Consider the following 24,173-nt stretch of genomic DNA (forward strand, 5'->3'; position numbering starts at 1 on the left):
CCGGTGGTTTTCGGTGTCTGTCACAGGGATCGCATGTCAGCGTCGAAACGCTTCTCGTACTCGGAGAAAGGGATGGACAGGTGCAGGGCCAGGTCACGTACCGCGTTGGCCCGCACGATCTGCTCGGGATCGGTTACCAGTTCGGGGGCGAGCATGGTGCCGTCGGGCGTGTAGTTCATCCTCACCAGCCGCTCGGAGTCGAACAGCCAGTAGTCGGACCGGGGGACGCCCTCGGGCCAGGAATCCTCGCGCACGGGCAGGATGTTGACGTCCTCGCCCGCCTTGACGTTGGAGCGGTAGCCCCATGCACACTCGAACCGCAGGTAGTCCGTCAGAGGTTCGACGACGACGTGGACACGGCGGAACCGTCGCCCGCTGCCGACGATGCGGGCCCAGTCACCGTCGGATTTGGTGGTGATGACTGCTCCGTCGTCCAGGAAGCGACGAAAAGCTTCTTGTTCGTAGCCGACGTCGTAGACCTGGAGGGTCTCCAACCGGAAGGCCGTGTAGCGGCAGTCCTCGAAGAAGCGGTCGAACTCCTCCTCGCTGACGGGCCGGGACCCACCGTCCTCAGGGGTCACGCCCCCCTCCGCTGGTAACGCTCGACGGCGGCGAGGACGATCTCGGGGGAGATGCGGACCGCGGTCTCGCCGGGCAGGGGGTTGGCCAGCTTCGCGAAGTCGGCGTCGTCGAGGCCAGCACCCTGGACGACGAAGTCACCCGTGTCGCTGATGTAGACGGAGGGGCAGCCCCTGTCGGCTGACTTGTCGTCCTTGGCGAGCAGTTCCAGTTCCATGGCTCTCCGTCCGGACCTCTCAGGAACGTTCCTCGGGCCTCGAAGCTAACACGGAAGCCCTGCCCCGTAGGGCTTGTGGCCATCTTCGGCCTACCCGCCCACGTACCTTCTCCGTATCTGCTCCACTTCGTCCCCGTCGCCCTCACGAGACGCGCGCACGAGCCGCTTGATATCTGCGGCGGCGAGTGCGTGGAGCAGGGCTTGAATCTCTTCCTCGGAGACGGCTGGTTCGTTGCTCTCGTCCTCGTTCACGGTTTCCACTCCATCACGTCAGCCTGTTCTCTCCATGGTGGTTCCTGCCCGTTGCGGAAGAAAGCCTGCCGGTCGCGGCACCGCTGAGGGTCGGGGATTCCGGTGGAGCCCACGGAAGGGGAGATGCCCGGTGCTGTCGTGACGGCGGCGACCGAGCGGATCAGCTCCTCCGGGGTGTCGGCGCGGACCAGCCGCATGCGACCGGTGTGCGCGGCCCAGTACTGGTGGGTGTGCTGGCCGGACCAGACCGTCCAGCTGTGGTGGCGCAGCGCCGCGAGCCTGCTTTCAGGGCCGGGTTCCGGGGTGCGCTCGGGAACTGGAGGGCTGGAACCGCGTCCGGAGTCCGGGCGGGCGACGGAGCCGGGCACCTGGCCTTCGGCTCCGCCGAGTGGCACCCCTTCGTCTCCTCGCTGAAGGCGGCAGACACCACCCCCGTCACCTCCAGACGCTCCGCCCCTCCCGGATCCCCGCAGCGTCGAGCCCCGGCAGCGCTCCCGCTTCCGGGGCTTCGTGATGCACGGCTTCTCCCAGACCTCGTTTCAGTACAGGTCGTCTGGTGCGCGCAGAAGACCGCGCGGGTTCCCCGCCCCTCCGCCCTCCGGAACCCGGTCCCTTCCCGACCGTAGTCGCACGGCTACCGTAAAAACGTTTTTCGTGTTAGCTTCCGGTGCAATGGGAGCGCTCCCCACCCCCCACTCCTTCCGGACACCGCCGTCCGGAGTTCGCACAGAGGAGCAGCAGTGCCCATCGACCCCCCGGTTCCCCCCGGCGCGCCCCGGACCGCGCCGCCGTCCTCCCCGCCCTCGCGCGGACCCCTCTCGCCCGGATCACGTCTGCGGCGGCTCCTGTACTCCGCCCTGGCCGTCGTCCTCTGCGCGAGCGGCCTCTCCGCCGCCGCCACCACCCCCGCCCGGGCCGCCGACATCGACACCGGCGCCTACTACGTCCTGCGCAACCAGCACAGCGGCCTGGTCGCCGACGTCGAGAGCGCCGGAACCCAGGACGGCGCGCGGATCATCCAGTGGGAGCGCACCGACCGCCCCTGGCAGCAGTTCCGCTTCGTCCCCTCCGGCGACGGCTACTACCGCCTGGTCAACCGCCACAGCGGTAAGGCCGTCGACGTCTGGGAGCACTCCACCGCCAACGGCGCCGAGATCCGCCAGTTCACCGACCTCGGCAACGCCAACCAGCAGTGGCGCCCCGTGGACACCGGCGGCGGCGTCCAGCTGATCAACCGCCTCAGCGGCAAGGCCCTGGAGGTCTGGGAGTGGAGCACCACCCCGGGCGACCGCCTGTCGCAGTACGACTCCCTCGGCGGCGCCAACCAGGTCTGGGACCTGGTCCGCGTGGACGACACCGGCGGTGGGGGAGACGGCGACTGCGGCAGCGGCTCCCACCACGCCGAAGCGGTGCAGAACGGCTCCACCTGGACCGCCCGCAACGGCGGCAGCACCGTCTACACCGGCGGCGACATGCTCGCCGCCATGCGCGCGGCCGTCGGCAGCCTCGACTCCGGCCGCACCTCCCAGCAGAGCGTGGTGGTGCGCGGCTCCGGTTCCATGCCCGCCAACACCTCGCTCGACCTGCCCAGCCACACCTCGCTGGAGGTCTGCGGCACCATCCACGTGTCCGGATCGGTGGGCGCCGACCACGCCGCCGTCCGGATCCGCAGCGCCCAGAACGTCTCCGTCCCCCATCTGTCCGTGACCGGCTCGCCGTACTTCGGCGTCTTCGTGCGCGGCTCGCAGAACGTGCACTTCGGTCAGATCGACCTGCGCCTGTCCAGCGGCATGGGCATGCGCATCGACAGCCGGGGCAGCGACGCCGACCGCACCACGCGCGACATCACCATCGACGACGTCCACGTCTCCGGAGCCAGCGACCACGGCGTGGAGACCTACAGCGTGGACGGCCTGGACATCGGCACGGTCACCGCCAGGAACGTCGGCGCCTCGGGCCTGCTGCTCAACAACACCGTCAACGCCGTGATCGACCGGGTCGACGCCGAGGGCGCCGGAGCCGGGACCGGTTACGCGGCCTTCCGCATGGCCAACCGCAACGGGCGGATCGGCAGCGACTACCCGACCAACATCCGGGTCGGCGAGGTCCGGGCCCGCGGCGGCGGCCGGGGGGTCTTCTGCGTCTCCGAGAGCGGCGGCGCGGTCATCGACCGCGTGGACATCGCCCAGACCGGCAACAACGCGGTGCTGGTCGAGAACTGCCACAACGTCACCTTCTCCGGGGGTACGATCGCCGGTCCGGGCAGCGTCCGGATCGCGGCACGCTCGGAGTTCGCCAACACCTCGAACGTCACGTTCCAGAACCTGACGCTGGCCAACACCTCGCTGGTCGAGAACCCGTGCTCGGTGAACCTGACCGTCCGCAACGTCACCTTCCAAAGCAGCAGCGACCAGACCTGCTGACCACACCCCGACCACACCCCGACCACGGCCGGAACGCGCCCTGACCACGCGTGACGCCGGGGCCCGACCCCCTGGGGCCCCGGCGTCGCCCGCCCCGGAGCGCCCGGCCCCGCCCGGCACTCAGCCGCGCGCGGCGGCCAGGCGCTCCGCCAGCCAGGCGGGGACGTGCTCCCTCGAACGCGGGTAGTACGCCTGGTCCAGGGCGTAGTCGAAGTCCAGCGGGGCCATGTCGAAGGCGGGCTCGGAGTCGTGGTCGGCCTCCACCCGGCTTCCGTCCGGGCCCACGGTGTACCGGAGGCCGAACCAGGCGCCCCGGCCCGGGCGGTACATGCCCGCCCGCAGATTCCGCACCAGGTCGGGGAGCCGGTAGTGTCCGCGCCCCTCGCGCACGGTCCCGTCCTCCAGGACCACGCTCACCCGCAGCCGTTCGTAGCCCACCAGGAACCGGGCGTCCAGCACGGCCTCCCGCCAGCCCTCCGGCCGCGGCAGGAACCCCGCGATCCTCCCCAGCAGCTCACGCTGCCCCTCCTCGTCCAGGACGGCCACCGGGCGGCTCGGCCGTTCGGACGGCGCCGGGGCGGGCGGACGCACGAGGGTCTCGTCCTCCACCAGTTCCGCCCACGCGGGCCGCCACTCCGGAGCCCGCAGGGCGCCCTCCCCGTTCAGCCGGTACGCCGTCTCCGGCAGGTAGCCGACGAGGTGTTCGTGAGCATCCTCCGGCCAGCGGTCGTAGCGGCGCCGGGCGTCGTACCCCTCCTCCGACACGGCCAGCCGCAGGTACAGCCACCGGCCGCGCCCCCGGACGTCCTCGGCCGCGCGCAGGGCGTCGAGGCGGTCCATCAGGTCCGTGTCGTAGTCCTTGAACTCCTCGCCGGACGCGTCGAGGACCCTCCGTTCCCCGCGAAGGTGTACTCCACGACGGCCTCGCCGCCCTCGGCCAGGCTCAGCGCGCGTACCCGCTCCAGGACCCGGAGAAGCTCGCCGGTCTCGGGGACCGGGGGCCGGTCCCGTTCCGGCTCCCGGCGGAGCGCGTCCCACAGCAGCAGCGACCGCGTCCTCTCACTGATGACCGGGCGCGCGGGGCGTTCGGGCACGGCCTCGCCGAGGGGGAGGAAGGGGCGGCGCGACCCCGGGGTCAGTCCGAGCCGCTCGGCCGCCGCCAGTGCGGCCCCGGCGTCCCACCCGGGGGCCTCGTATTCGTCGTCCTCGTCCGTGTACTGGGTGTCGAGGACGCTCAGCACCGCCGCGAGCGAGTCCGCGTCCACCGTGCCCTCCCGCGCGCGCCGCATGAGGGCGGCGCCCGGCTCCGGAAGCAGCGCCTCCCCGTGCTCGTCCTCGGGAGCGAACCCCTCGAAGAGCAGTCCGACGATCGCGTCCACGGCCGCCTCCACCGACGCGTACCGGTCCAGGCGCAGCCCGTCGCCCTCCCAGTCGTCGGGGTAGGGGCCGCGCGCCCACGCCCGCCCGTCCCACCAGTAGGCGAACCCGACGTTCGTGCGCGCCTCGTGGGCCGCGATCCACTCCCAGGGCAGCCAGGCGGGCGCCTCGGCGAACAGGTCGACGGGGCGCTTGCCGTTGTCCGTGCTGTCGCTGGTGTCGCGGTCGTAGCCGACGATCACGGCCCGGCCGTCACCGCCGCACCAGGCCAGGTACCAGTCGCTGCTGCCGCCGTCGTGGTAGCGCAGTACCCCGTCCTCCAGGGAGAGGATCCCGAGGTCGTCCTCCACCCCCGCCATCAGCGCGGCCAGCGCCCCGGCGCGGGTCCACAGCACCTCCGGGCGGGGCAGGTCCTCGGGGCGTCCGGGGCTGTGACTCATGGCGGCCTCTCCTGTCGGGAACACTGGTGCCGGGGGCAGGGGTTCCCGTTCTAGCGGACGCTCCCGACAGATCCTCCCCCCGGGCCGCGGAACGCGGCGGCCGGTCCGCCGGTACGGCGTCTCCGCCCACGAACCCCCAGCCCCCAGGACGAGGGGTCGGCCGAGAGAAGCCCTCGACGGCGCCGCTCCGCTCGGAGCGGTGACCCGCCCGCCCCATGTCTCCCGGCGTCCGGGCCGTCTGCTCGCGCCGTCCGTCCCACGCCTTCCAACCTCCGGACCGTCCGCTGACGCCGCCGCACCCTGGGGCCCGGCACCGCCCGCCCCGGAGGTGTCCGGCCCCGCCCGTGCCCCCCGTGCGCGGTCCCGGGTCACCGGCTCAGACGCAGACCGACTCCAGCGAGCCGGCCAGGGCGGCCGAGGCCAACCGGTCGAGTCCGCGCGCGGCCGCGGCCTCGTCCGTGTTCCGCGCGAGCCGCGCCGCGCAGCCGGGGGCGGTGCGCTCCTCCTCGGCGGCGGCCAGCGCCTCCACCAGCGCGGGGGTGATCCGGTCCAGTTCGGCGCGCACCCCGGCCAGGTCCGGCGCGTGCTCGGGCCGCCGGTCGGCCTGTGCGTACCACTGGGCGTGCAGGCCGCGCTGGACCACCTTGTTGGCCTCCATCTGGTCGCGCGTGACCGCGACGGCGGACGCCGGGTCCGCGCCGAGTTCGGAGGCCCGCCGCTCGGCGGCGGCCAGGACCCGCGCCTCGCGCTCGGGGGCCTCGACGGGGTCGCCGGTGTGCCACTTGGCCGCGGCCACCAGCGGAGCGGTGTCGAGCCGGTCGGCGGACAGGAGCACGACCGCATCCAGGCCGTTCGGCGGGGCGGACGCGGCGGCGGTGGGGGAGGCCAGGAGCAGGGCCGCGACGGCGGCGGCGAGGGTGACTGCGGTGCGCATGGACGAGGACCTCGGGGCGACGTCGGGAGCGGTGGGACCCCCGTATCCTATCCCTGCGTGTCGAGGCGTATGCGAAGGGTGGTGGCGGAGTGCGCGTTCCCTTTCCCGACGCGCTGTGGCCGTCTATCCTTCGGGCAGCGGTAACCGCCGCGATCACGGGCCGCGGAGGCCCCCGCGTCGCAGGACCGCCGTCGCCGCCGTGGTTCCTGGACCCCCGTGACCGCCGCCCCCCATGACCGCCCAACCTCCGCGACCGCTCAACCTCCACGACCGTCGCCCCCGTGACCGCCCGCCACCCGGCGGACCGACCTGAGGACCGAACCCGTGCAGATCCTCGAACCCGTCACCCCCGACACCGTCCTCCGGCGCTTCCGCGCCACCCACCCGTTGGAGGACGAGGTCTCCCGTGCCACCAACACGTACGCCGAGAGCGCTCTGACCCTGGCCACCCGCCAGCTCGGCGGGACGTGGCACCGGGTCGCCCTGGACCGCGAGGACGTCCTGTCCGTGCTCCTGCCCTGGCACACGGGTGAGTACGGGGAGCGCGAACTCGTCCCCCCGGCCGGGGCGACTGTCGCCGAGACCCTGGGCACGCTCACCGACTGGCGCCGGGAGTACCCCGCCAGCAACCCGGTGTGCTGGGGCAAGCTGGACTGGCACACAGGCGCGGCCCACGCGCCGCTGTTCCTGAGTTCGCGCGCCCTCGACCACCCCTTCTACGAGCGGTTCGAACGCACGGACGCGGTGACCCACCTGGACGGCCTGCACCGCATGCTCGCCTGGGCGCTGGCGGACCGGCTCCCCTCGCGGCCCCTCCTGGAGGCCTACCTGGCCGGTCCCCTGCCCGACCTCCGCGACCCGGACGCCCCCTCCGCGTCCCGTCCCTCCGCGACGGCCCCAGCCGAGGCCACCGCCGACACCAAGGAGGCTTGACCCGAGGGGCCGAGCCTCCCGACTCCGTCAACGCGCGGCCGCCCGGGGCAAAGGGAGCGCCAACACTCGCCCCGGACTCGGTAGCGGCTTGGGTGAGCCGTTAGTCCGCGCGGCTCACGGCGGGTAGGGGGTGGGCGGACAGCGTTGGGGCACCCGCCCCTCGACCACGCGAACCACTAGGGGGACATCGTGGCACGCGATCGCACACCCGCAGACCTGATCGGGCACCACGTCCTCGATCGGGAGGGCCACAACGTCGGCAAGATCAACCAGGTCTACCTCGACGACAACACCGACCAGCCGAGCTGGGTGTCCGTGCACACCGGCCTGTTCGGCAGGCACGAGACCCTCGTCCCGCTCCAGGGCTCCCAGCCCGTGGAGGAGGACATCCGGGTCCCCTACGACAAGTCCGTCGTCAAGGACGCCCCGCACATCGACGCCGACCGGCACATCTCTCCCGAGGAGGAGCAGACGGTCCGCCAGTACTACGCGCAGCACGGCGGCCCCCCGATGCGGGGTGAGGAGACCGCGATGGGCCGCGGCCCCGGGCCGCAGACCACCGGCCGGGAGGACGTGGCCGGGGGCGCCGCCGGAGGAGCGGCGGGGGGCATGGCCGGCGACGCCGCCATGCGCGACCGCGACGCCGGTATGCGCGACCGCGACCGGGCGAGGGCGGACGAGCGCGACGACATCTCGATGACGCGTTCGGAGGAGCGCGTGGACATCGGCGTGGAGCGGCGTGAGGCCGGGCACGCCCGCATGCACAAGTACGTCGAGACCGAGCAGTTCGACGAGACGGTCCCGCTGCACCACGACGAGCTCCAGGTCGAGCGCCGCCCGGTGGACGACCCCTCCGCGGTGCGCGAGCCCCGGGAGATGGGCGAGGACGAGGAGACCTTCACGCTCTACGAGGAGCGCCCGGTCGTCTCCAAGGAGCAGGTCCCCGTCGAGGAGGTCCACGTCCGCAAGCGCGACGTGACCCGCGACGAGCACGTCCAGGGCCAGCGCCGCCGCGAGCGGGTCGAGCTGGAGGACGACGAGGGGGAGCCGCCCGCCAACGCCTGACCCGGCCGCACGGCCGGGCCCGGCCAGGGCCGGAGTCGTCCCCGGACACACGGTCCGGGGACGACGCGTGCGCACCGCTGTCGCGCGCCCACACGGAGGGGGAGGTACATGACTGAGCCGGGGGACGTCAGCGAGGAGACCACCGAGGGCGGGGACGAGGAGAGGGAGCGGGAGACGGCGTCCCCGCCGCGCGGGCGCGAGGCCTCACCCGGGCGCGGGCACACCATCGTGGTGGGCGCGGGCGTCGCCGGTCTGGCCGCCGCCGACCGGCTCGCCGAGGAGGGTGAGCGCGTCACCGTCGTGGAGGCCCGCGACCGCCTGGGCGGGCGCGTCCACTCCCTGCGCGAGTGGGACGGCACGTCGGCCACCCTGGACGTGGGCGCCTCCTGGATACGCGGTGAGGAGAACAACCCCTTCGCGCGTCTGGTCCGCGAGATCGGCGTCCGCACGACCGTGTTCAACCGCTCCACCGAGACCGCCTACGACCCCAAGGGCCGCAGGCTGCTCTTCGACCGCCACCGCCGCAACATGGAGGACGTCAACCTCCTGCACGAGCACATGTACTGGGACAACGTCGGGGCCACACCTCAGGAGTCGATGGAGGAGGGCATCAAGCAGGCCCTCTACGACGCCAACCTGGTGCGGGCCAGGGCCCGCGACGCCAACGAGATCGTGCACCGCCTCGTGGAGGGCGACCACGGCGCCGACGCCGACGAGGTCGCCTTCACCGCGGTGGCGGCCCTGCACGAGTTCAGCGGCGACGACGTCGTCTTCCCGGACGGCATGGCCCAGGTCACCGACCACCTGGCCCGGGGGCTGGACGTGCGCCTGGAGCACGTGGTGCGGTCGGTCTTCCACGACGGGGACGGCGCGGGCGTCCGCGTGGACACGCCCGACGGGGAGGAGACCCTGACCGCCGACCGGGTCCTGGTGACGCTGCCCCTGGGCGTGCTCAAGGCCGGAGGGGTCGACTTCGACCCGGCTCTGCCCGAGGACAAGGCCGGAGCCGTCCGGCGCCTGGGCAGCGGCCGCCTGGAGAAGCTGTTCCTGCGCTTCGAGGAGGTCTTCTGGGGCGACGCCGAGGTCCTGGTGCACCTGGGGACCGAGGAGGGAACCTGGTTCCACTGGTACGCGGGACAGCGGGTCATGGGGGCGCCGATCCTGGTCTGCCGCAACGGCGGCAATGCGGCCCGGTTCCTGGAGGAGAAGGACGAGGCCGACGTGGTCGGGCACGCGCTGGACTCGCTGCGCGGCCTGTTCCGCAAGGTGCCCGAACCCGTCGGCCACCACCTCACCCACTGGATGGACGACCCGTTCGCCCGGGGCAGCTTCTCCTTCACCGCCGTGGGGTCGGGGGACGAGGACAGGGTGGCGTTGGGTGAGCCGGTCGGCGAACGGCTGTTCTTCGGGGGAGAGGCGACCGAGACCGAGCACACGGCCACCGTGCACGGCGCCCTGCTCTCGGGCCGCAGGGAGGCCGAGCGCATCCTGGAGCTGTGAGCCCGTCACCGCGCGACCCCGGGTGGACCGGTGGGGCCGGGACCGGAGCAGCGGACCGGGAACCCCGCCGGGCCGCCCCGCGTTGGACGGTGGTGAGGGGCCGCGTCCGGGAAGGCCGCAAAGCGTACACGGTACGATCGGGGTGCGGCCGTCCTCCGACCAGGGCCGGTGGACCCACGATGGCGGGAAACGACCCTCCCGCCCGTTATCGTTGGCGCCATGGGGCGATCCGCGCAAGAAGGCAGACACACGGCGGGGGGCGATGTGGTCAGCCCGGCGGTCAGTGACCGCGTCTGGACGGTTCCCAACCTACTGAGCATGCTCCGGCTGTTGGGCGTGCCCCTGTTCCTGTGGCTCGTGCTGGTGCCCCAGGCCGACTGGTGGGCCCTGCTCGTGCTGGCCCTGGCGGGCCTGAGCGACTGGCTCGACGGCAAGATCGCCCGCGCCTGGAACCAGACCTCGCGCCTGGGAACCGTGCTCGACCCCCTCGCGGACCGGCTCTACATCTTCGCCGCCCTGCTCGGCCTGGTCATCCGCGGCATCGTGCCCTGGTGGCTCATGGGCATCCTCGTGCTGCGCGACGTCCTCATCCTGGGAGCCCTGCCGCTCCTGCGCCACTTCGGCTACGGACCCCTGCCGGTCAACTTCGCGGGCAAGGCCGCCACGCTGTGCCTGCTGTACTCGTTCCCGCTGCTGTTCCTCGCTGGTTACGCCACGATCGCCGCAGATGTGGCGAGAATTATAGGTTGGGCCTTCGCGCTCTGGGGAACTGCTCTGTACTGGTGGGCCGGACTGCTCTACGCCGTACAGGGACTGCGCCTGATGGCCCAGACCCGCCGCGACGAAGGCGCTGATCGCACCGGCGGCCCCAGGGCCGTGGGCGACAGCGACCCCGTGCGCGGTCACGCCCAGGACCGACCCGGTCCAGCCGCACCGGCGACCGCTGACGGCGACCCCGGCGCGGCCGCCGAGGGCGCGGACCGACCGATCCGCCCGGACCAGGGACGGACCGGCCCCTGATCCGCACGCGGACCGGCTCACCACGAGTCCTGTCGGATCGAGAGGGAGTGTCGTCTCCGCATGAGAACATGTCCCGCCGCCCGCAACGGCGTGCGCTCCGAACACCATCCCCACGCGGCGCGCACCGGCGGCCCAGCGGTACGGAGGTACCGGCGATGAGCCAGGCCGCAGACACCACCCCGGAGGCCACCACGCCTCCGATGAAGGCCGTCGTGATGGCGGGCGGTGAGGGAACCCGCCTGCGCCCCATGACGGCCAACCAGCCCAAACCGCTTCTGCCGGTGGTCAACAAACCCATCATGGAGCACGTGCTGCGCCTGCTGCGCAAGCACGGCTTCACCGAGACCGTGGTCACCGTGCAGTTCCTGGCCACCCTCATCCGCAACTACTTCGGCGACGGCGAGGAGCTGGGCATGAAGCTCAGCTACGTCGCCGAGGAGGTGCCGCTCGGCACGGCGGGCAGCGTCAAGAACGCCGAGGAGCACCTGCGCGGCGAGCCCTTCATCGTCATCTCCGGTGACGCCCTCACCGACATCGACCTGACCGACATGGTCCGCTTCCACCGCGAGAGCGGCGCCAAGGTCACCATCGGCCTCAAGCGGGTGGAGAACCCGCTGGAGTTCGGCATCATCATCGTCGACGAGCAGGGACGCGTCCAGCGCTTCCTGGAGAAGCCCACCTGGGGCCAGGTCTTCTCCGACACCGTCAACACCGGCATCTACATCATGGAGCCGGAGGTCCTCGAACGCGTCGCCGAGGGCGAGGTCGTCGACTGGTCCGGTGACGTCTTCCCCCAGCTGCTGGAGGAGGGCGAGCCCCTCTACGGCTACATCGCCGACGGCTACTGGGAGGACGTGGGCACCCACGAGAGCTACCTCAGCGCCCAGGCCGACGTGCTCTCGGGCAAGGTGGACGTGGACATCGACGGCTTCGAGGTCTCCCCGGGGGTGTGGGTCGGCGAGGGCGCCGAGGTCCACCCCGAGGCCGTCCTCAAGGGCCCGCTCTACATCGGCGACTACGCCAAGGTCGAGGCGGGCGCCGAGTTGCGCGAGTTCACCGTGGTCGGCAGCAACACCGTCGTGCGCTCGGAGGCCTTCGCCCACCGCACGGTCCTGCACGACAACGTGTTCATCGGCCGCGGCGCCAACCTGCGCGGCGCCGTCATCGGCAAGAACACCGACGTCATGGCGGCCGCCCGGATCGAGGAGGGCGCGGTCGTGGGCGAGGACTGCGTCGTCGAGTCCGAGGCCTACCTGCACAACGACGTCAAGGTCTACCCGTTCAAGACCATCGAGGCCGGTGCGGTGGTCAGCACCAACGTCATCTGGGAGTCGCGCGGGCAGCGCTCGCTGTTCGGCCCCCGGGGCGTGTCCGGCCTGATCAACGTCGAGATCACCCCGGAACTGGCGGTGCGCCTGGCCAACGCCTACGCCACCACCCTGAAGAAGGGCGCGATCGTCACCACCTCGCGTGACGTCTCGCGCGCCGCCCGTACGCTCAAGCGCGCGATCATCAGCGCGCTCACCGCGGCCGCCATCGAGGTGCGCGACCTGGAGGTGGTGCCGCTGCCGGTGGCACGCTTCCACACCTCCCAGAGCGGCGTCAGCGGCGGCATCACGGTGCGCACCACCCCGGGGGACCCCGAGTCGGTCGACATCCTGTTCCTGGACGGCGACGGCGCCGACCTGTCGCCCGGCGCCCAGCGCAAGCTCGACCGGGTCTTCTCCCGCGCCGAGTACCGCCGGGCCTTCCCCGGCGAGATCGGCGAGCTGACCTTCCCGTCGCGCAACGTGGAGAGCTACTCCCACGAGCTGCTGCGCAAGGTGGACACCTCCGGCGTCGCCGAGGCCGAACTCAAGGTCGTGGTGGACTGCGCCGGGGGCAGCGGCTCGCTCATCCTGCCCTCCCTGCTGGGCCGGATCGGCGTGGACGTGCTCACCGTCAACAACCGGCTGGACGAATCCTCGCCCACCGACACCGTCGCCAAGCAGAACCGCGACCTGGGGCGGCTGGGCGAGCTGGTCTCGGGATCGGGAGCCGACTTCGGCGTGCGCTTCGACCCCGTGGCCGAACGGCTGTCCATCGTGGACGAGAACGGCGCCCTGGTGCACAGCGACCGGGCCCTGCTGGTCGTCCTGGAGCTGGTCTGCGCCGAGTACGGGACCGGGACGGTGGCCCTGCCCGTCACCACCACCCGCGTCGCCGAGACCGTGGCCGCCTCGCACGGGGTCAAGGTCCACTGGACGGCCACGGCCACCGACGAGCTGACCAAGGCGGTCCAGGCCCAGGACGACGTCATCTTCGCGGGCGACGGCCGCGGCGGGTTCATCGTGCCGCGGTTCAGCCCCACCACCGACGCCATCGCCGCCTTCGTGCGGCTGCTGGCGCTGGTGGCCAGGACCCGCCGCTCGCTGAGCCAGATCGACCGCACGATCCCCCAGGCGCACCTGCTGCGCCGTTCGGTGCCCACCCCGTGGGCTGTCAAGGGGAGCGTGATGCGCGCCGTCGTGGAGGCGGCTGGCGGCCGAGAACTCGACACCACCGACGGCGTCCGGGTGATCGAGCCGGACGGGAGCTGGGCCCTGGTCCTGCCCGACACCGCGGAGGCCGTCACCCATCTTTGGGCCGAAGGTCCCAACTCCGACACCGCACACCGTCTGCTGGACGAGTGGGCGGCCGTCGTGGAACGGGCCGAGGGCTGAGGCGGGTCGCGCGGGCGCGGACGGGTCGTCCGTCCGCGCCCGCGCGGCGCGTACCCGCGTTGTCACGCCCGGTACGCGGGCGCGGTCCCTACCGTGCGTGACCCCGCGGGTTAAAATGGGCATACAGGCAGGTCGTGGCGGTCCGGTGAAGTCGGTGCGAATCCAGGGGGATCCGTGGAGAACCAAACCCGCCGACACGGCATCAGCACCAGGACAGGCGTGTTGCCCCGATCCGGCCCGCCGCCGTCGCCGGACACCCTCCGCGACGGCGGGCACACCGCTCGGCGATCCGTTTTCGACGGGTCGTCCACAGTGGGCGGGGGAGGAGCAAAACCCTTCCTGGACAGGGATATGGTTTAAAGTCGAGTGTTCCCCGAAGCGCCGCGTCGCCTATCGGACCGGGTATCCCGGCAACGGCGGACACCCTCGCCGGTGGTGACAAGGAGTGCGACACGGGGGATGAGACCTAGCGACCGACCGTGTGAGGCGCACCGCTGCCGCGACAGCGGGCCGTCTCACCGCGTACCGGACGGCGTGCGGGCCGCGTGCCCGCCCGACGCCCGGTACGTGCCACCGATCAGCCCAATCAAGCACCGCCCCGTGCGGTAGGAGGCCGAGCCGACCTATGTCGAGCGTTTACTGCACGCAGTGCGGTCACGCCGTTGCGGATGATGCCCGTTTCTGCTCCCACTGCGGAACTCCGATCCGCAGAGCCGAACAGCAGGGCCCCCGACCCGGCACTGGCAGGGACTCCGGCGGAGACGTCACGTCCACCATCTCCCTCTCGGGCATACAGGCCCTGGAAGAGGAGGAGTCCGGCGACGAGCTGGGCGGCGACGACCCCGCCAACCCCGACGCTCTGCCGCCGGGCACGGCTCTGCTGGTGGTCAGGCGCGGCCCCAACGCCGGGAGCCGTTTCCTGCTGGACAGTGACGTGACCACCGCCGGCCGCCACCCCAACAGCGACATCTTCCTGGACGACGTCACCGTCTCCCGGCGCCACGTGGAGTTCTTCCGCCGCGGCGACGGGTTCGGAGTCCGCGACGTGGGCAGCCTCAACGGCACCTACGTCAACCGCGAGCCGGTCGACGAGGCCCAGCTCGGCGGAGGCGACGAGATCCAGATCGGCAAGTTCCGGATGGTCCTGCTGACCAAACCGCGCCGCTGACCGGCGCGGGGACGACCGCGGGAGCGGCGGGTGGGCCGATGAGGTTTGCGGCCCCCCGCCGCCGGAGAACTTTGTAACGAAGGGTGCCGATTTCGCCCTCGGGTCCTGATCCACAGCGGGAGCAGGGACGAGCGCCCATCCGGCATCACGACTCGTGGGACGGAGACGCTGTGAAGCACATGGAGGTCGTCGGCGTCCGTGTTGAGATGCCCTCGAACCAGCCGATTGTCCTGCTCAAGGAATCCGAAGGTGACCGCTACCTGCCTATCTGGATCGGCGGCGTGGAGGCCACCGCGATCGCGCTGGCCCAACAGGGCGTCGCACCGGCCAGACCGCTCACCCACGACCTGTTCCGGGACGTCCTCGACGCCCTGGACACCGGGCTCAAGACGGTGAACATCACCGGCCTCAGCGACGGCATCTTCTACGCCCAGCTGGTCTTCAGCAACGGCGTGGAGGTGAGCGCGCGCCCCTCCGACTCGATCGCCCTGGCGTTACGGACGGGCACGCCCATCTACGCGCACGAGGACGTGATCGACGAGGCCGGGATGCCCATCCCGGACGAGCAGGAGGACCAGGTCGAGGCGTTCCGGGAGTTCCTGGACAACATCTCGCCCGAGGACTTCGGCAGGCGCACGGAGTAGTCCGGTGACGCACGTGCACTCCCCCGGGGCCCGCGCCCAGGCGCGGGTCCTGTGCCGCTGCGGTGTCGCGTGCCGGGGAGGACACGCCCCGACCTGCGGCTTCGCCCGCGGAGCCGGTGATAGATTGGGTAACGGAAGTGGTCGTAATGATCAGGGCCGAAACCCCCGGGTGCGCGTCGGGCGCCAACGGGGAGGCCCCGGCACACCGGCGCCGCGCGCACTTGGCGACGCGCCGCGCGGTGTCATTGACGCTGCCGGTCGGCCGTCCTACCTTCAGTGCAGTGGAACCCACGGCGCACCCGTTCCCTGAGTGGACATCCCCTGTCGAGACCGCCGTGGGACGAGAAGCCGGAGGTCGGCGTGGCGGTAGCGAGCGGCAAGCGGGATCCCCATGACAGGCGGTCCGCGCTGCGGCTAGCGGGGCAGCAGGGCCTACTGTGCGAAGAAGACTTGGTGGCGCTGCCTATGGACGTCGGGTATCGGGGCCCCGCGGCGTGTACGGCCGCCGGGATCAGCTACCGCCAGCTCGACTACTGGGCCAGGACCGGCCTGGTGGAGCCGAGCGTGCTCACCGGAGCCCACAACGCCCCCCTGTACAGCCTCCCCGACATCCTGTTGCTCAAGGTCGCCAAACGGCTCCTGGACACCGGGATATCCCTCCAGCAGATCCGCACCGCGGTCGACCACCTGCGCGGTCGTCCCGCCCCCGACCTGGCCCGCATCACCCTCATGAGCGACGGCGTCAGCGTCTACGAGTGCACCTCCCCGGAGGAGGTCGTGGACCTCATGCAGCGCGGGCAGGGCATGTTCGGCCTGGCGCTGGGCAACGTCTGGCGCGAGGTGGAGGAGGCCCTGGGTGTGGTGCCCGCGGAGGAGCGGGCCGACCTGCCCGCCGCCGCGCCCCAGCCCGTGGACGAGCTGGCCAGGCGTCGCCGGGAGCGCCGCACCGGCTGAGACCGACAGGCGCCGCCCGCACTCCCGGGGCGGCCGTGCGTCGGCCGGGGGCGCGGGTGCTTTGGAGCCACGGCTACTTGGACGAACCTCCAGGTTCTGGGTGTGATGTGGGCGAAACGCCTGCCCGGAAGAGCTGCCCGGGGCGACCATCGAGTACGGTCGTAGTCACAACAGGGATGAAAACCGACATTCACCCTGCTTGTACACACGTACAGATCGTCAGCTGGCTGTCGACACCGCGCGAGAGAGACCCCGCAACGGGGCGCCGACGGGGCAATACTCCCCAGTAACCTCTCAGGCACCATGGACCGCGTGGAGGAGGCCGCTCTGAAGCCTGGGCGCCGTCGTGCCCGGTGACAGAGGGGGAGACCGTGAGGAACACCGCCGACCCGACTCGGCCCTGTCACCAGGAGGTCTCCGTGCCAGACCAGCCCGTGCACACCCCCGGCGCGCCCGCCCGGGTGTTCGCCGACCGCCACATCGGCCCCACGCCCGCCGAGGTCCAGGAGATGCTCAAGGCGGTCGGCTACGGCTCCACCGCCGAGCTCATGGCCGACGCCGTGCCCGAGTCCATCCTCACCGGCCCCGGGAGCAGCGCGCCGCTGGACCTGCCCCCGGCGCTGAGCGAGGCCGAGGCCCTGGCCGAGCTGCGCGACCTGGCCTCCCGCAACCAGGTGCGCACCTCGCTGATCGGCCAGGGCTACTACGGAACCCTCACCCCTCCGGTCATCCTGCGCAACATCATGGAGAACCCCGCCTGGTACACGGCCTACACGCCCTACCAGCCCGAGATCTCCCAGGGCCGCCTGGAGGCCCTGCTCAACTTCCAGACCATGGTCTCGGACCTGACCGGCCTGCCCGTCTCGGGCTCCTCCCTGCTCGACGAGGCCACCGCCGCCGCCGAGGCCATGACCCTGGCCCGCCGCGCCTCCAAGAGCAAGGCCGACGTCTTCGTCGTCGACGCCGACGTCTTCCCCCAGACCCTGCACGTGCTGCGCACCCGCGCCGAACCCCTCGGCATCGAGGTCGTGGTCGCCGACCTGTCGCAGGGCCTGCCCGAGGGCGACGCCTTCGGCGTCCTGGTGCAGTACCCGGCCTCCAGCGGCGCCGTGCGCGACCCGGGCCGGGTCATCGCCCAGGCCCACGAACGCGGCGCCCTCGCGGTGGTGGCCGCCGACATCCTGGCCCTGACGCTGCTGCGCAGCCCCGGCGACCTGGGCGCCGACATCGCCGTCGGCTCCACACAGCGCTTCGGCGTCCCGCTCGGCTTCGGCGGCCCGCACGCCGGTTACATGTCCGTGGGCGAGAAGCTGCGCCGCCAGCTGCCCGGCCGCCTGGTCGGCGTCTCGGTGGACAACGCGGGCAAGCCCGCCTACCGGCTGGCGCTCCAGACCCGCGAGCAGCACATCCGCCGCGAGAAGGCCACCAGCAACATCTGCACCGCGCAGGTCCTGCTCGCCGTCATGGCCGGGATGTACGCCGTCTACCACGGCCCCGACGGCCTGCGCGCGATCGCCCGCCAGGTGCACACCCGCACCGCCGCCCTGGCCGACGCCCTCGCCGAGCGCGGCTTCGAGGTCCTGCACCGGGCCTACTTCGACACCCTGCGCGTGCGCGTGCCCAGCGCCGCCCGGGTCGTGGAGTCCGCCCTGGAGGCCGGGTACAACCTGCTGACCGCGGACGAGTACACGGTCGGCGTGAGCGTGGACGAGACCACCACCGAGGCCGACCTGGAGAAGGTCCTGGCGGCCTTCGGCGAGGCCGAGCGCGGCTCCTCGCGCGTGCGCCTGAGCGTGGACGAGGACGCCGACCGCCTGCCCGCCGAGCTGGCCCGCCAGGTGGACTACCTCACCCACCCGGTGTTCGGCACCCACCGCAGCGAGACCTCGCTGCTGCGCTACATGCGCCGCCTCTCCGACCGCGACCTGGCCCTGGACCGCACGATGATCCCGCTGGGCTCGTGCACCATGAAGCTCAACGCCACGGCGGAGATGGAGCCCGTCACCTGGCCCGAGTTCGCCGGGCTGCACCCGCTGGCGCCGCTGGACCAGGCCGCCGGGAGCGTGACCCTGATCCGCCAGCTGGAGTCCTGGCTGGCCGAGGTCACCGGCTACGACGCGGTGTCCCTCCAGCCCAACGCCGGGTCCCAGGGCGAGTTCGCCGGGCTGCTGGCCATCCGCGGCTACCACCGCTCGCGCGGCGAGGCCCACCGCGACGTGTGCCTGATCCCCAGCTCCGCGCACGGCACCAACGCCGCCAGCGCCGTGATGGCCGGTATGCGCGTGGCCGTGGTGGCCTGCGACGACAACGGCAACGTCGACCTGGAGGACCTGCGCGCCAAGACCGACAAGCACGCCGACGACCTGGCCGCCATCATGATCACCTACCCGTCCACGCACGGCGTGTACGAGGACACCGTCACCGAGGTGTGCCGACTGGTCCACGAGGCGGGCGGCCAGGTGTACGTGGACGGCGCCAACCTCAACGCGCTGCTGGGCTGGGCCAAGCCGGGCGAGTTCGGGGCCGACGTCAGCCACCTCAACCTGCACAAGACCTTCTGCATCCCGCACGGCGGCGGTGGTCCGGGCGTGGGTCCGGTCGCGGTCCGCTCGCACCTGGCCGGTTTCCTGCCCAACCACCCGGGCCAGCCCGAGGCGGGCCCGCACACGGGGGTCGGACCGGTCTCGGCGGCCCCGTTCGGCTCGGCGGGCATCCTGCCCATCTCCTGGGCCTACGTGCGCATGATGGGCGAGGAGGGGCTGCGCTCGGCCACCGAGGTCGCGGTGCTGTCGGCGAACTACCTGGCCAAGCGGCTGGAGCCCTACTTCCCGGTGCTCTACACCGGTGCGGGCGGTCTGGTGGCGCACGAGTGCGTCGTGGACATCCGCCCGCTCCAGAAGGCCAGCGGCATCAGCAACGAGGACCTCGCCAAGCGGCTCATGGACTACGGCTTCCACGCGCCGACGATGTCGTTCCCGGTCAACGGCACCCTGATGGTGGAGCCGACCGAGAGCGAGAACCTCGCCGAGCTGGACCGCTTCGTGGAGGCGATGGTCGCGATCCGCGGCGAGATCGACAAGGTGGCCTCGGGAGAGTGGGACGCGCAGGACAACCCGCTGCGCAACGCCCCGCACACCGCAGAGGCGGTGACCGCGGACGAGTGGTCGCACGGCTACACGCGCGCCGAGGCGGCCTACCCGCTGGCGTCGCTGCGCACGGACAAGTACTGGCCGCCGGTCGGCCGGATCGACCAGGCCTACGGTGACCGCAACCTGGTCTGCTCCTGCCCGCCGCCGGAGGCCTTCGAGCTGTAGGGCGGCCCGGGCCGCGGGAAGGGGCGCCGGTCCGAGGACCGGCGCCCCTTCCCTGTTGCCCCTTTAGAGATCTACGTCGTAAAAGTCCGTTTTGTTCTCTGCCCTCGGCGGGGGAGGGGTGAAGAGCGGGACGTGCCCACCGGTCGCGGCGCGGGTCCCCGGTCCCCGGCCGCCGCAGGCGTTAGAGTTGCGGCGACACGGATCGCGTTCCCACCACGCGGACCGCCACCCCGCCACCCCCATGGAAAGCGGAGAGCATGACCACGACGTCCGGACCTTCCGCGCGCTCTGGCCCCGCCGACCCGCCCCCGGCCACCGATCCCCGGGACACGGACGAGGCGCAGGCGCCGACCGGGCAGGGCGCCGCCGAACTGTGCGACCAGGCCCAGGACCTCGCCGGGAGCGGCCACCTCAAACGCGCGGCCAAGCTCTACCAGCAGGCGGTGGCCGCCAACCCCCACCCGCGGGTGCAGGCCCGCGCCCTGCTCGGCCTGGCCGTGGTCGAGGACCAGCGGGGAGACCTGGCCGCCGCCCGTGAGGCCGCCCGCCGCGCCCTGGCCACCGGCGACCCGCGCTACGCTCCGCGCGCCGCCTACCACCTGGCGCTCTCCCTCGAACAGGACGGCGACCACGCCGAGGCCGACCGCGTCTGGCGCCGCCTGCTCGACCTGGGCGGGGCCGACTACACGGCCGTGGCGCACTACGGGCTGGCCCGCTCCGCCGAGGGGCGCGGCGACACCGACGGGGCCGAGGAGCACTGGGAGGCGGCGCTGGCCCTGCCGTCCGATCCCGGTTCGCTCGGCCGCCTGCACGCGGCCACCGTCGTGGACGCCTCCCGCGACCTGGCCGAACGCCTGCTGGGGCGGGGGCTGCCGGGCGCCGCCGCGGCCGCGGTCGAACGCGGCCTGTCGGTCGCCGACGACCCCGGCCTGCGCCTGCTGCGCGCCGCCACCCACCTGGAGCACGCCATCGCCGACGTCGGCGCCATCGTGGACCCGGACGCGGCCTCCGAGGACGCCGAGGAGCCGGGGGCCGCGCCGGGCACCTTCGCCGCCGCCGTGGAACTCCTGGCGGGGTTGCTGGCCCTGCGCGGGGACCCCGGTACGGCCGAGCGGGTCTGGCGGCTGGGCCTGGGGGACCGGGACCCGGATACCGCGGGGGAGGTGCGCCGGCGGCTGCGCAGGGGCTTCGCCGCGCCCGAGGATGACGGGGACGGCGGGACCGGGGAGGCGTGGTGGGACCCCTACCTGGAGGAGGCCGCGGCGACCGCGAGCGCGCCCGCGCTGGCGGGGGAGCTGTTCGCCGTGGTCACCCAGATGCACGCCCTGCTGGCGCTGCCGGTGGCCGAGGGGGAGGCGCGCCCGGCGGCGCTGCGGGCCGTCATGGAACAGGCGCTGCGCACGCCGAGCGGACTGGTGTGGGGGCCCGGAGTGCACGCCGACTTCCGGCGTCGGCTGAGCGAGGCGATGGGCGGCCAGGACGTGCTGCCGGAGGGGTGGCCCGACGCGGTCCGGGAGTGAGGCCGGGGACGGGCCCCGGCGATCGTGCGGTCACCGGGGGCCGTCGGGGGACACCTCACCGCCCGGGGGTGCTTGCCGGGCGGGGTACGTCGGCCTCGCGGCCGCGGTGTGCGGGCGCGGCCGGGCGTCAGGCGGCGACGCGGGGCCGGTGCGGGGCGACGACCGCCCCGTCGGGGAGCAGCTCACCGGTGTCGTCGAAGAGGACGACGCCGTTGCAGAGCAGGCTCCAGCCCTGCTCGGGGTGGCTGGAGACGACCCGGGCCGCCTCGCGGTCGGTGTCCTCGAAGGACGGGCAGGCAGGTTCGTGGCTGCACATGGGACAGGCCTTTCGGTCCAGAGGTGCTCGTCGTTGAGCTGACGCCAAGAGTAGTGGTTCACATCACATGCTTGTCGCGGTTTAACACGGATGTGTTCGCCCCGCCGCTGTCGTCCGCTCTCGGAAAGTGAGACACCCCCAGGCCAGCAATGGTTCTGCCCTGTCCGGCCTCGGTCACGAGGAACTCAGTACCCGCCGCGTGTCCGGCGCGCCGCCGGGCGGCTGCGCATCCCCGCGCCGGCCAGTCCGCCGTGCTGGAAGGCCCTGACCAGCTCGCCGCCGAGGTTGACCCCCGCGCCCAGCGCCAGGCCCACCGTGACCGCCTCCGCGAGGCTGAGCAGCCCGGCGGAGGGGTCGCCCTGCGTGATCTCGATCAGGCCCCGGTACAGGATGCTGCCGGGCAGCAACGGGGCGATCGACGGGACCAGGTAGGGCAGCACCGGTCTGCGCGTGCGCCGCGCCAGCCAGTGGCCCACCACGCCCACCGCGACCGCGCCCGCGACCGTGCCCACCACCGCGGGCACGTGCAGCAGGTCGCGCATGCTCGCGTAGATCACCCAGATCATCACGCCGAGCACGCCGATCATCGGCAGCATCCGGGGCGGTACGGCGAGCGAGATCGCGAAGGCCACCGCGATCCCCGCCGCGCCGATCAGTACGGGGATCTCCATCGAGGTTCCCGCGGAGGGGAGGTCCTCCAGGTTGATGTTCACGCCCAGGCGCTGGGCGGTGTAGGCGACCGCGCCCACGCCGGACACGATCGCGCCCAGGATGAAGAAGGTCTCCAGCAGGCGCGCCGCCGCCGACACGTAGGTGCCGCTGATGCCGTCCTGGAGGCTGGAGACCAGCGGGCGTCCGGGCAGCAGGGCCATGATGTTGCCGGTGATGATCGCCCCGGCCTGGAGGCCGAGGTCCAGCGTGGTGCTGGCCCACAGCAGCGCCACGCCGATCGTGGCGGCCACCACCGCGGCGCCCGCCATCTGGTAGAACTCCGCGACGCCCCGCTTGGCCAGGAACACCGACGTGCGGTCGCCCATGACGGTGGCCAGGAAGGCCGCGGTCGCCACGATCAGGCCGCCGCCCACCATGAGGCTCGCGCTGGAGGCGATGAGGCCGAACCCGACCGCGATGAGCCAGTTGGGATAGGGCATGCGGGCCCGCCTGATCTGGGTCAGGCGGGCGGCGGCGTCCTCCAGTTCCAGCAGGCCGAGCGCGCACTGCTGCACCAGGGTGTGCAGTTCGTTGACGCGGAAGTAGTCCAGGGTGCGGCGGCGCACCACCCGTTCGCCGGTGATCGGGGGGTGTTCGCCCCCCGGGTGGGTGGACAGGGTGATGGTGGTGAAGGTGACCGAGACCTCCGAGCGGGGCAGGTCGAAGGCGACCGAGAGGCTGAGCATCGCCTCGCTGACGGCCTCCGTGCCCTCTCCGCTGGCGAGCATCAGCTCGCCCACCCGCAGCACCAGGTCGATGGCGCGGGCGTCGGGGAGGTTGACGTCCTCGGTCTCGTCGAAGCCGTCCGGGGTCAGCTCCCGCTCGTGCGCCTCCCGCCAGTCCCGCATCCTGCTGAGCAGGCGGTCCTCGCTCGGGGGCACGGGTCGCTCCCGCTTGCTTGGCATTCCTGTCTCCGTCTCCTCCCCGCCTGTACCCGTGGTGACCGGCGTGCTGTGGACAACCCATGAGGGGACGCGGTCCCGGAGGGTGGGGTTCGCCCGGAACGGGGCTCGTGGCCGGTGAGTTCGATCACCGGATCATCCTGTCAAGGCCGGGGGCCCGTCCACAGCGACGCGCCGGGGTCCCCGGTGCCGCGCCCGGGGCCCGTGTCCGGGGGGCCCGGGGCCGGGCCGGAGCCTTTGCGGGGCGGGGGTTCGCGTGCCGGGGCCGTGTGTCCGCGCGGATCGGTGAACCTGGTGGCCCGGTGCGTGTGTCGCGGGCGGGGTCCGCGGGACCTGGTGGCCAGGTCCTCCCGGGACGCGGGTCGCGGGTGTCAGCCGGAGCCGGGTCCGGAGCCGTGGTCGCGCTCACCGGGGCGGACCAGTCCGTGCTCGTAGGCGTAGACCACCGCCTGGACCCGGTCGCGCAGTTCCAGTTTGGTGAGGATGTTGCCGACGTGGGACTTGACGGTGGTCTCGCCCAGGACCAGGTGGGCGGCGATCTCGGCGTTGGACCACCCGCGTGCGAGCAGGCGCAGGACCTCGTGCTCGCGGGCGGTCAGGGTGTCCTCGGCGGGTTCGGTGCCGGGGGAGGAGGAGGGCAGGAGCGGGGCGAAGCGGTCGAGCAGGCGGTTGAGCACCGCGGGGGAGATGGCCGCCGCCCCGTCCGCGACCACCTCCACGGCCGAGACGAGTTCGGCGGGCGGCGCGTCCTTGAGCAGGAACCCGGAGGCGCCCGCGCGCAGCACCTCGACGGCGTACTCGTCCAGGTCGAAGGTGGTCAGTGCCAGGACCCGTACCCGGTGTCCCAGGGGCCGTGCCCACGACACGATCTGCCGGGTGGCCTCGATCCCGTCCATACCGGGCATGCGCACGTCCATGAGGACGACGTCGGGCAGCAGGCCGCGGGTCGCCCGGACCGCCTCGCGGCCGTCGGAGGCCTCGCCCACGACGGACAGGTGCGGGGCGGACTCCAGGATCATGCGGAAGCCGGCGCGGACGAGGGGCTGGTCGTCGACCAGCAGTACTGAGACGGGCACAGGGGGAATTGTGCCGTATCCCGGGCGGTGCGCGGGTCCGAGGCCGGGGTCACCCGTGTCAGCGGACTGCGGGCGCGCGGGTGGGGCGGGGTCGCCCCCGGTGCGGGGCCGGGCCCGCGTCCTGCC

The 24,173-nt window shown here is 72.6% G+C and carries 21 protein-coding genes and 1 riboswitch; of the genes, 11 read left to right on the forward strand and 10 right to left on the reverse strand.

Annotated features, from left to right (window positions below; translation table 11 throughout):
* Window positions 1-20: 20 nt before the first annotated feature.
* From G011_RS0114565 to G011_RS29860, 4 genes are all read right to left on the reverse strand, one after another.
* Window positions 21-581, reverse strand: coding sequence for a DUF6879 family protein (locus G011_RS0114565; RefSeq protein ID WP_019609122.1), 561 nt, complete (start codon window positions 579-581; stop codon window positions 21-23).
* The gene (locus G011_RS0114570) at window positions 578-796 is read right to left on the reverse strand and encodes a hypothetical protein (protein ID WP_019609123.1); all 219 of its coding nucleotides are present in this window, start codon (window positions 794-796) and stop codon (window positions 578-580) included. Before G011_RS0114570 ends, G011_RS0114565 begins: the two co-directional genes overlap by 4 nt.
* A 90-nt stretch (window positions 797-886) precedes the next feature.
* On the reverse strand, window positions 887-1,048 hold the full coding sequence (locus G011_RS31770; protein WP_019609124.1) for a hypothetical protein: 162 nt from the start codon (window positions 1,046-1,048) through the stop codon (window positions 887-889).
* Entirely contained in the window at window positions 1,045-1,443 is a 399-nt protein-coding gene (locus G011_RS29860; RefSeq protein WP_019609125.1) for a hypothetical protein, read from the reverse strand. Before G011_RS29860 ends, G011_RS31770 begins: the two co-directional genes overlap by 4 nt.
* 345 nt (window positions 1,444-1,788) lie before the next feature.
* On the opposite strand from G011_RS29860, the gene G011_RS0114585 reads away from it, so the two are divergent.
* Window positions 1,789-3,471 carry an RICIN domain-containing protein gene (locus tag G011_RS0114585; RefSeq protein ID WP_026338311.1) on the forward strand — a complete coding sequence of 561 codons (1,683 nt, stop codon included), beginning with the start codon at window positions 1,789-1,791 and terminating at the stop codon, window positions 3,469-3,471.
* Between the two features lie 120 nt (window positions 3,472-3,591).
* On the opposite strand, the gene G011_RS0114590 is transcribed toward G011_RS0114585, so the two are convergent.
* The 3 genes from G011_RS0114590 to G011_RS0114600 all read right to left on the reverse strand — a co-directional run bounded on the left by G011_RS0114590 (window position 3,592) and on the right by G011_RS0114600 (window position 6,222).
* Window positions 3,592-4,311, reverse strand: a complete 720-nt coding sequence (locus G011_RS0114590; RefSeq protein WP_019609126.1) for a hypothetical protein — start codon at window positions 4,309-4,311, stop codon at window positions 3,592-3,594.
* Complete coding sequence (locus G011_RS30610) at window positions 4,311-5,288, reverse strand: hypothetical protein (RefSeq protein ID WP_019609127.1); 978 nt, start codon at window positions 5,286-5,288, stop codon at window positions 4,311-4,313. The genes G011_RS0114590 and G011_RS30610 overlap by 1 nt, the downstream gene beginning before the upstream one ends.
* Window positions 5,289-5,664: 376 nt before the next feature.
* Window positions 5,665-6,222 carry a chorismate mutase gene (locus tag G011_RS0114600; protein WP_019609128.1) on the reverse strand — a complete coding sequence of 186 codons (558 nt, stop codon included), beginning with the start codon at window positions 6,220-6,222 and terminating at the stop codon, window positions 5,665-5,667.
* Between the two features lie 324 nt (window positions 6,223-6,546).
* Between G011_RS0114600 and G011_RS0114605 the strand changes: the two genes are divergently transcribed.
* From G011_RS0114605 to G011_RS0114650, 10 genes are all read left to right on the forward strand, one after another.
* The gene (locus tag G011_RS0114605; protein ID WP_019609129.1) at window positions 6,547-7,155 is read left to right on the forward strand and encodes a DUF6309 family protein; all 609 of its coding nucleotides are present in this window, start codon (window positions 6,547-6,549) and stop codon (window positions 7,153-7,155) included.
* 189 nt (window positions 7,156-7,344) lie between these two features.
* Window positions 7,345-8,220: a PRC and DUF2382 domain-containing protein gene (locus G011_RS0114610; RefSeq protein WP_019609130.1), complete on the forward strand. Its 876-nt coding sequence runs from the start codon at window positions 7,345-7,347 to the stop codon at window positions 8,218-8,220.
* A 108-nt stretch (window positions 8,221-8,328) separates the two neighbouring features.
* A complete protein-coding gene (locus G011_RS0114615) occupies window positions 8,329-9,720 on the forward strand; it encodes an NAD(P)/FAD-dependent oxidoreductase (RefSeq protein WP_019609131.1) in 1,392 nt (463 codons plus the stop codon).
* Between the two features lie 264 nt (window positions 9,721-9,984).
* Window positions 9,985-10,740: a CDP-alcohol phosphatidyltransferase family protein gene (locus tag G011_RS0114620; protein WP_013152506.1), complete on the forward strand. Its 756-nt coding sequence runs from the start codon at window positions 9,985-9,987 to the stop codon at window positions 10,738-10,740.
* A 200-nt stretch (window positions 10,741-10,940) separates the two neighbouring features.
* Window positions 10,941-13,442 (forward strand): mannose-1-phosphate guanyltransferase, encoded by a 2,502-nt coding sequence (locus G011_RS0114625; RefSeq protein WP_013152507.1) that lies wholly within the window; start codon window positions 10,941-10,943, stop codon window positions 13,440-13,442.
* Between the two features lie 625 nt (window positions 13,443-14,067).
* Window positions 14,068-14,610 carry an FHA domain-containing protein gene (locus tag G011_RS0114630; RefSeq protein ID WP_013152508.1) on the forward strand — a complete coding sequence of 181 codons (543 nt, stop codon included), beginning with the start codon at window positions 14,068-14,070 and terminating at the stop codon, window positions 14,608-14,610.
* Window positions 14,611-14,780: 170 nt separating this feature from the next.
* The gene (locus tag G011_RS0114635; RefSeq protein ID WP_013152509.1) at window positions 14,781-15,254 is read left to right on the forward strand and encodes a bifunctional nuclease family protein; all 474 of its coding nucleotides are present in this window, start codon (window positions 14,781-14,783) and stop codon (window positions 15,252-15,254) included.
* A 465-nt stretch (window positions 15,255-15,719) separates the two neighbouring features.
* Window positions 15,720-16,208: a MerR family transcriptional regulator gene (locus tag G011_RS0114640; protein ID WP_019609133.1), complete on the forward strand. Its 489-nt coding sequence runs from the start codon at window positions 15,720-15,722 to the stop codon at window positions 16,206-16,208.
* A gap of 231 nt (window positions 16,209-16,439) precedes the next feature.
* Window positions 16,440-16,529, forward strand: a riboswitch (glycine riboswitch).
* A 98-nt stretch (window positions 16,530-16,627) separates the two neighbouring features.
* Window positions 16,628-19,522 (forward strand): aminomethyl-transferring glycine dehydrogenase, encoded by a 2,895-nt coding sequence (gene gcvP, locus G011_RS0114645; RefSeq protein WP_026338313.1) that lies wholly within the window; start codon window positions 16,628-16,630, stop codon window positions 19,520-19,522.
* 257 nt (window positions 19,523-19,779) lie between these two features.
* Window positions 19,780-21,042, forward strand: a complete 1,263-nt coding sequence (locus G011_RS0114650; protein ID WP_019609135.1) for a tetratricopeptide repeat protein — start codon at window positions 19,780-19,782, stop codon at window positions 21,040-21,042.
* Window positions 21,043-21,169: 127 nt separating this feature from the next.
* On the opposite strand, the gene G011_RS0114655 is transcribed toward G011_RS0114650, so the two are convergent.
* The 3 genes from G011_RS0114655 to G011_RS0114665 all read right to left on the reverse strand — a co-directional run bounded on the left by G011_RS0114655 (window position 21,170) and on the right by G011_RS0114665 (window position 24,047).
* Entirely contained in the window at window positions 21,170-21,358 is a 189-nt protein-coding gene (locus G011_RS0114655; protein WP_013152513.1) for a DUF5999 family protein, read from the reverse strand.
* A gap of 185 nt (window positions 21,359-21,543) precedes the next feature.
* A complete protein-coding gene (locus G011_RS0114660) occupies window positions 21,544-22,974 on the reverse strand; it encodes a threonine/serine exporter ThrE family protein (RefSeq protein ID WP_231391483.1) in 1,431 nt (476 codons plus the stop codon).
* A gap of 368 nt (window positions 22,975-23,342) precedes the next feature.
* Window positions 23,343-24,047 carry a response regulator transcription factor gene (locus tag G011_RS0114665; protein WP_019609137.1) on the reverse strand — a complete coding sequence of 235 codons (705 nt, stop codon included), beginning with the start codon at window positions 24,045-24,047 and terminating at the stop codon, window positions 23,343-23,345.
* Window positions 24,048-24,173 lie beyond the last annotated feature (126 nt).

Source organism: Nocardiopsis sp. CNS-639 (assembly GCF_000381685.1).
GTDB classification, from domain to species: Bacteria; Actinomycetota; Actinomycetes; order Streptosporangiales; family Streptosporangiaceae; genus Nocardiopsis; species Nocardiopsis dassonvillei.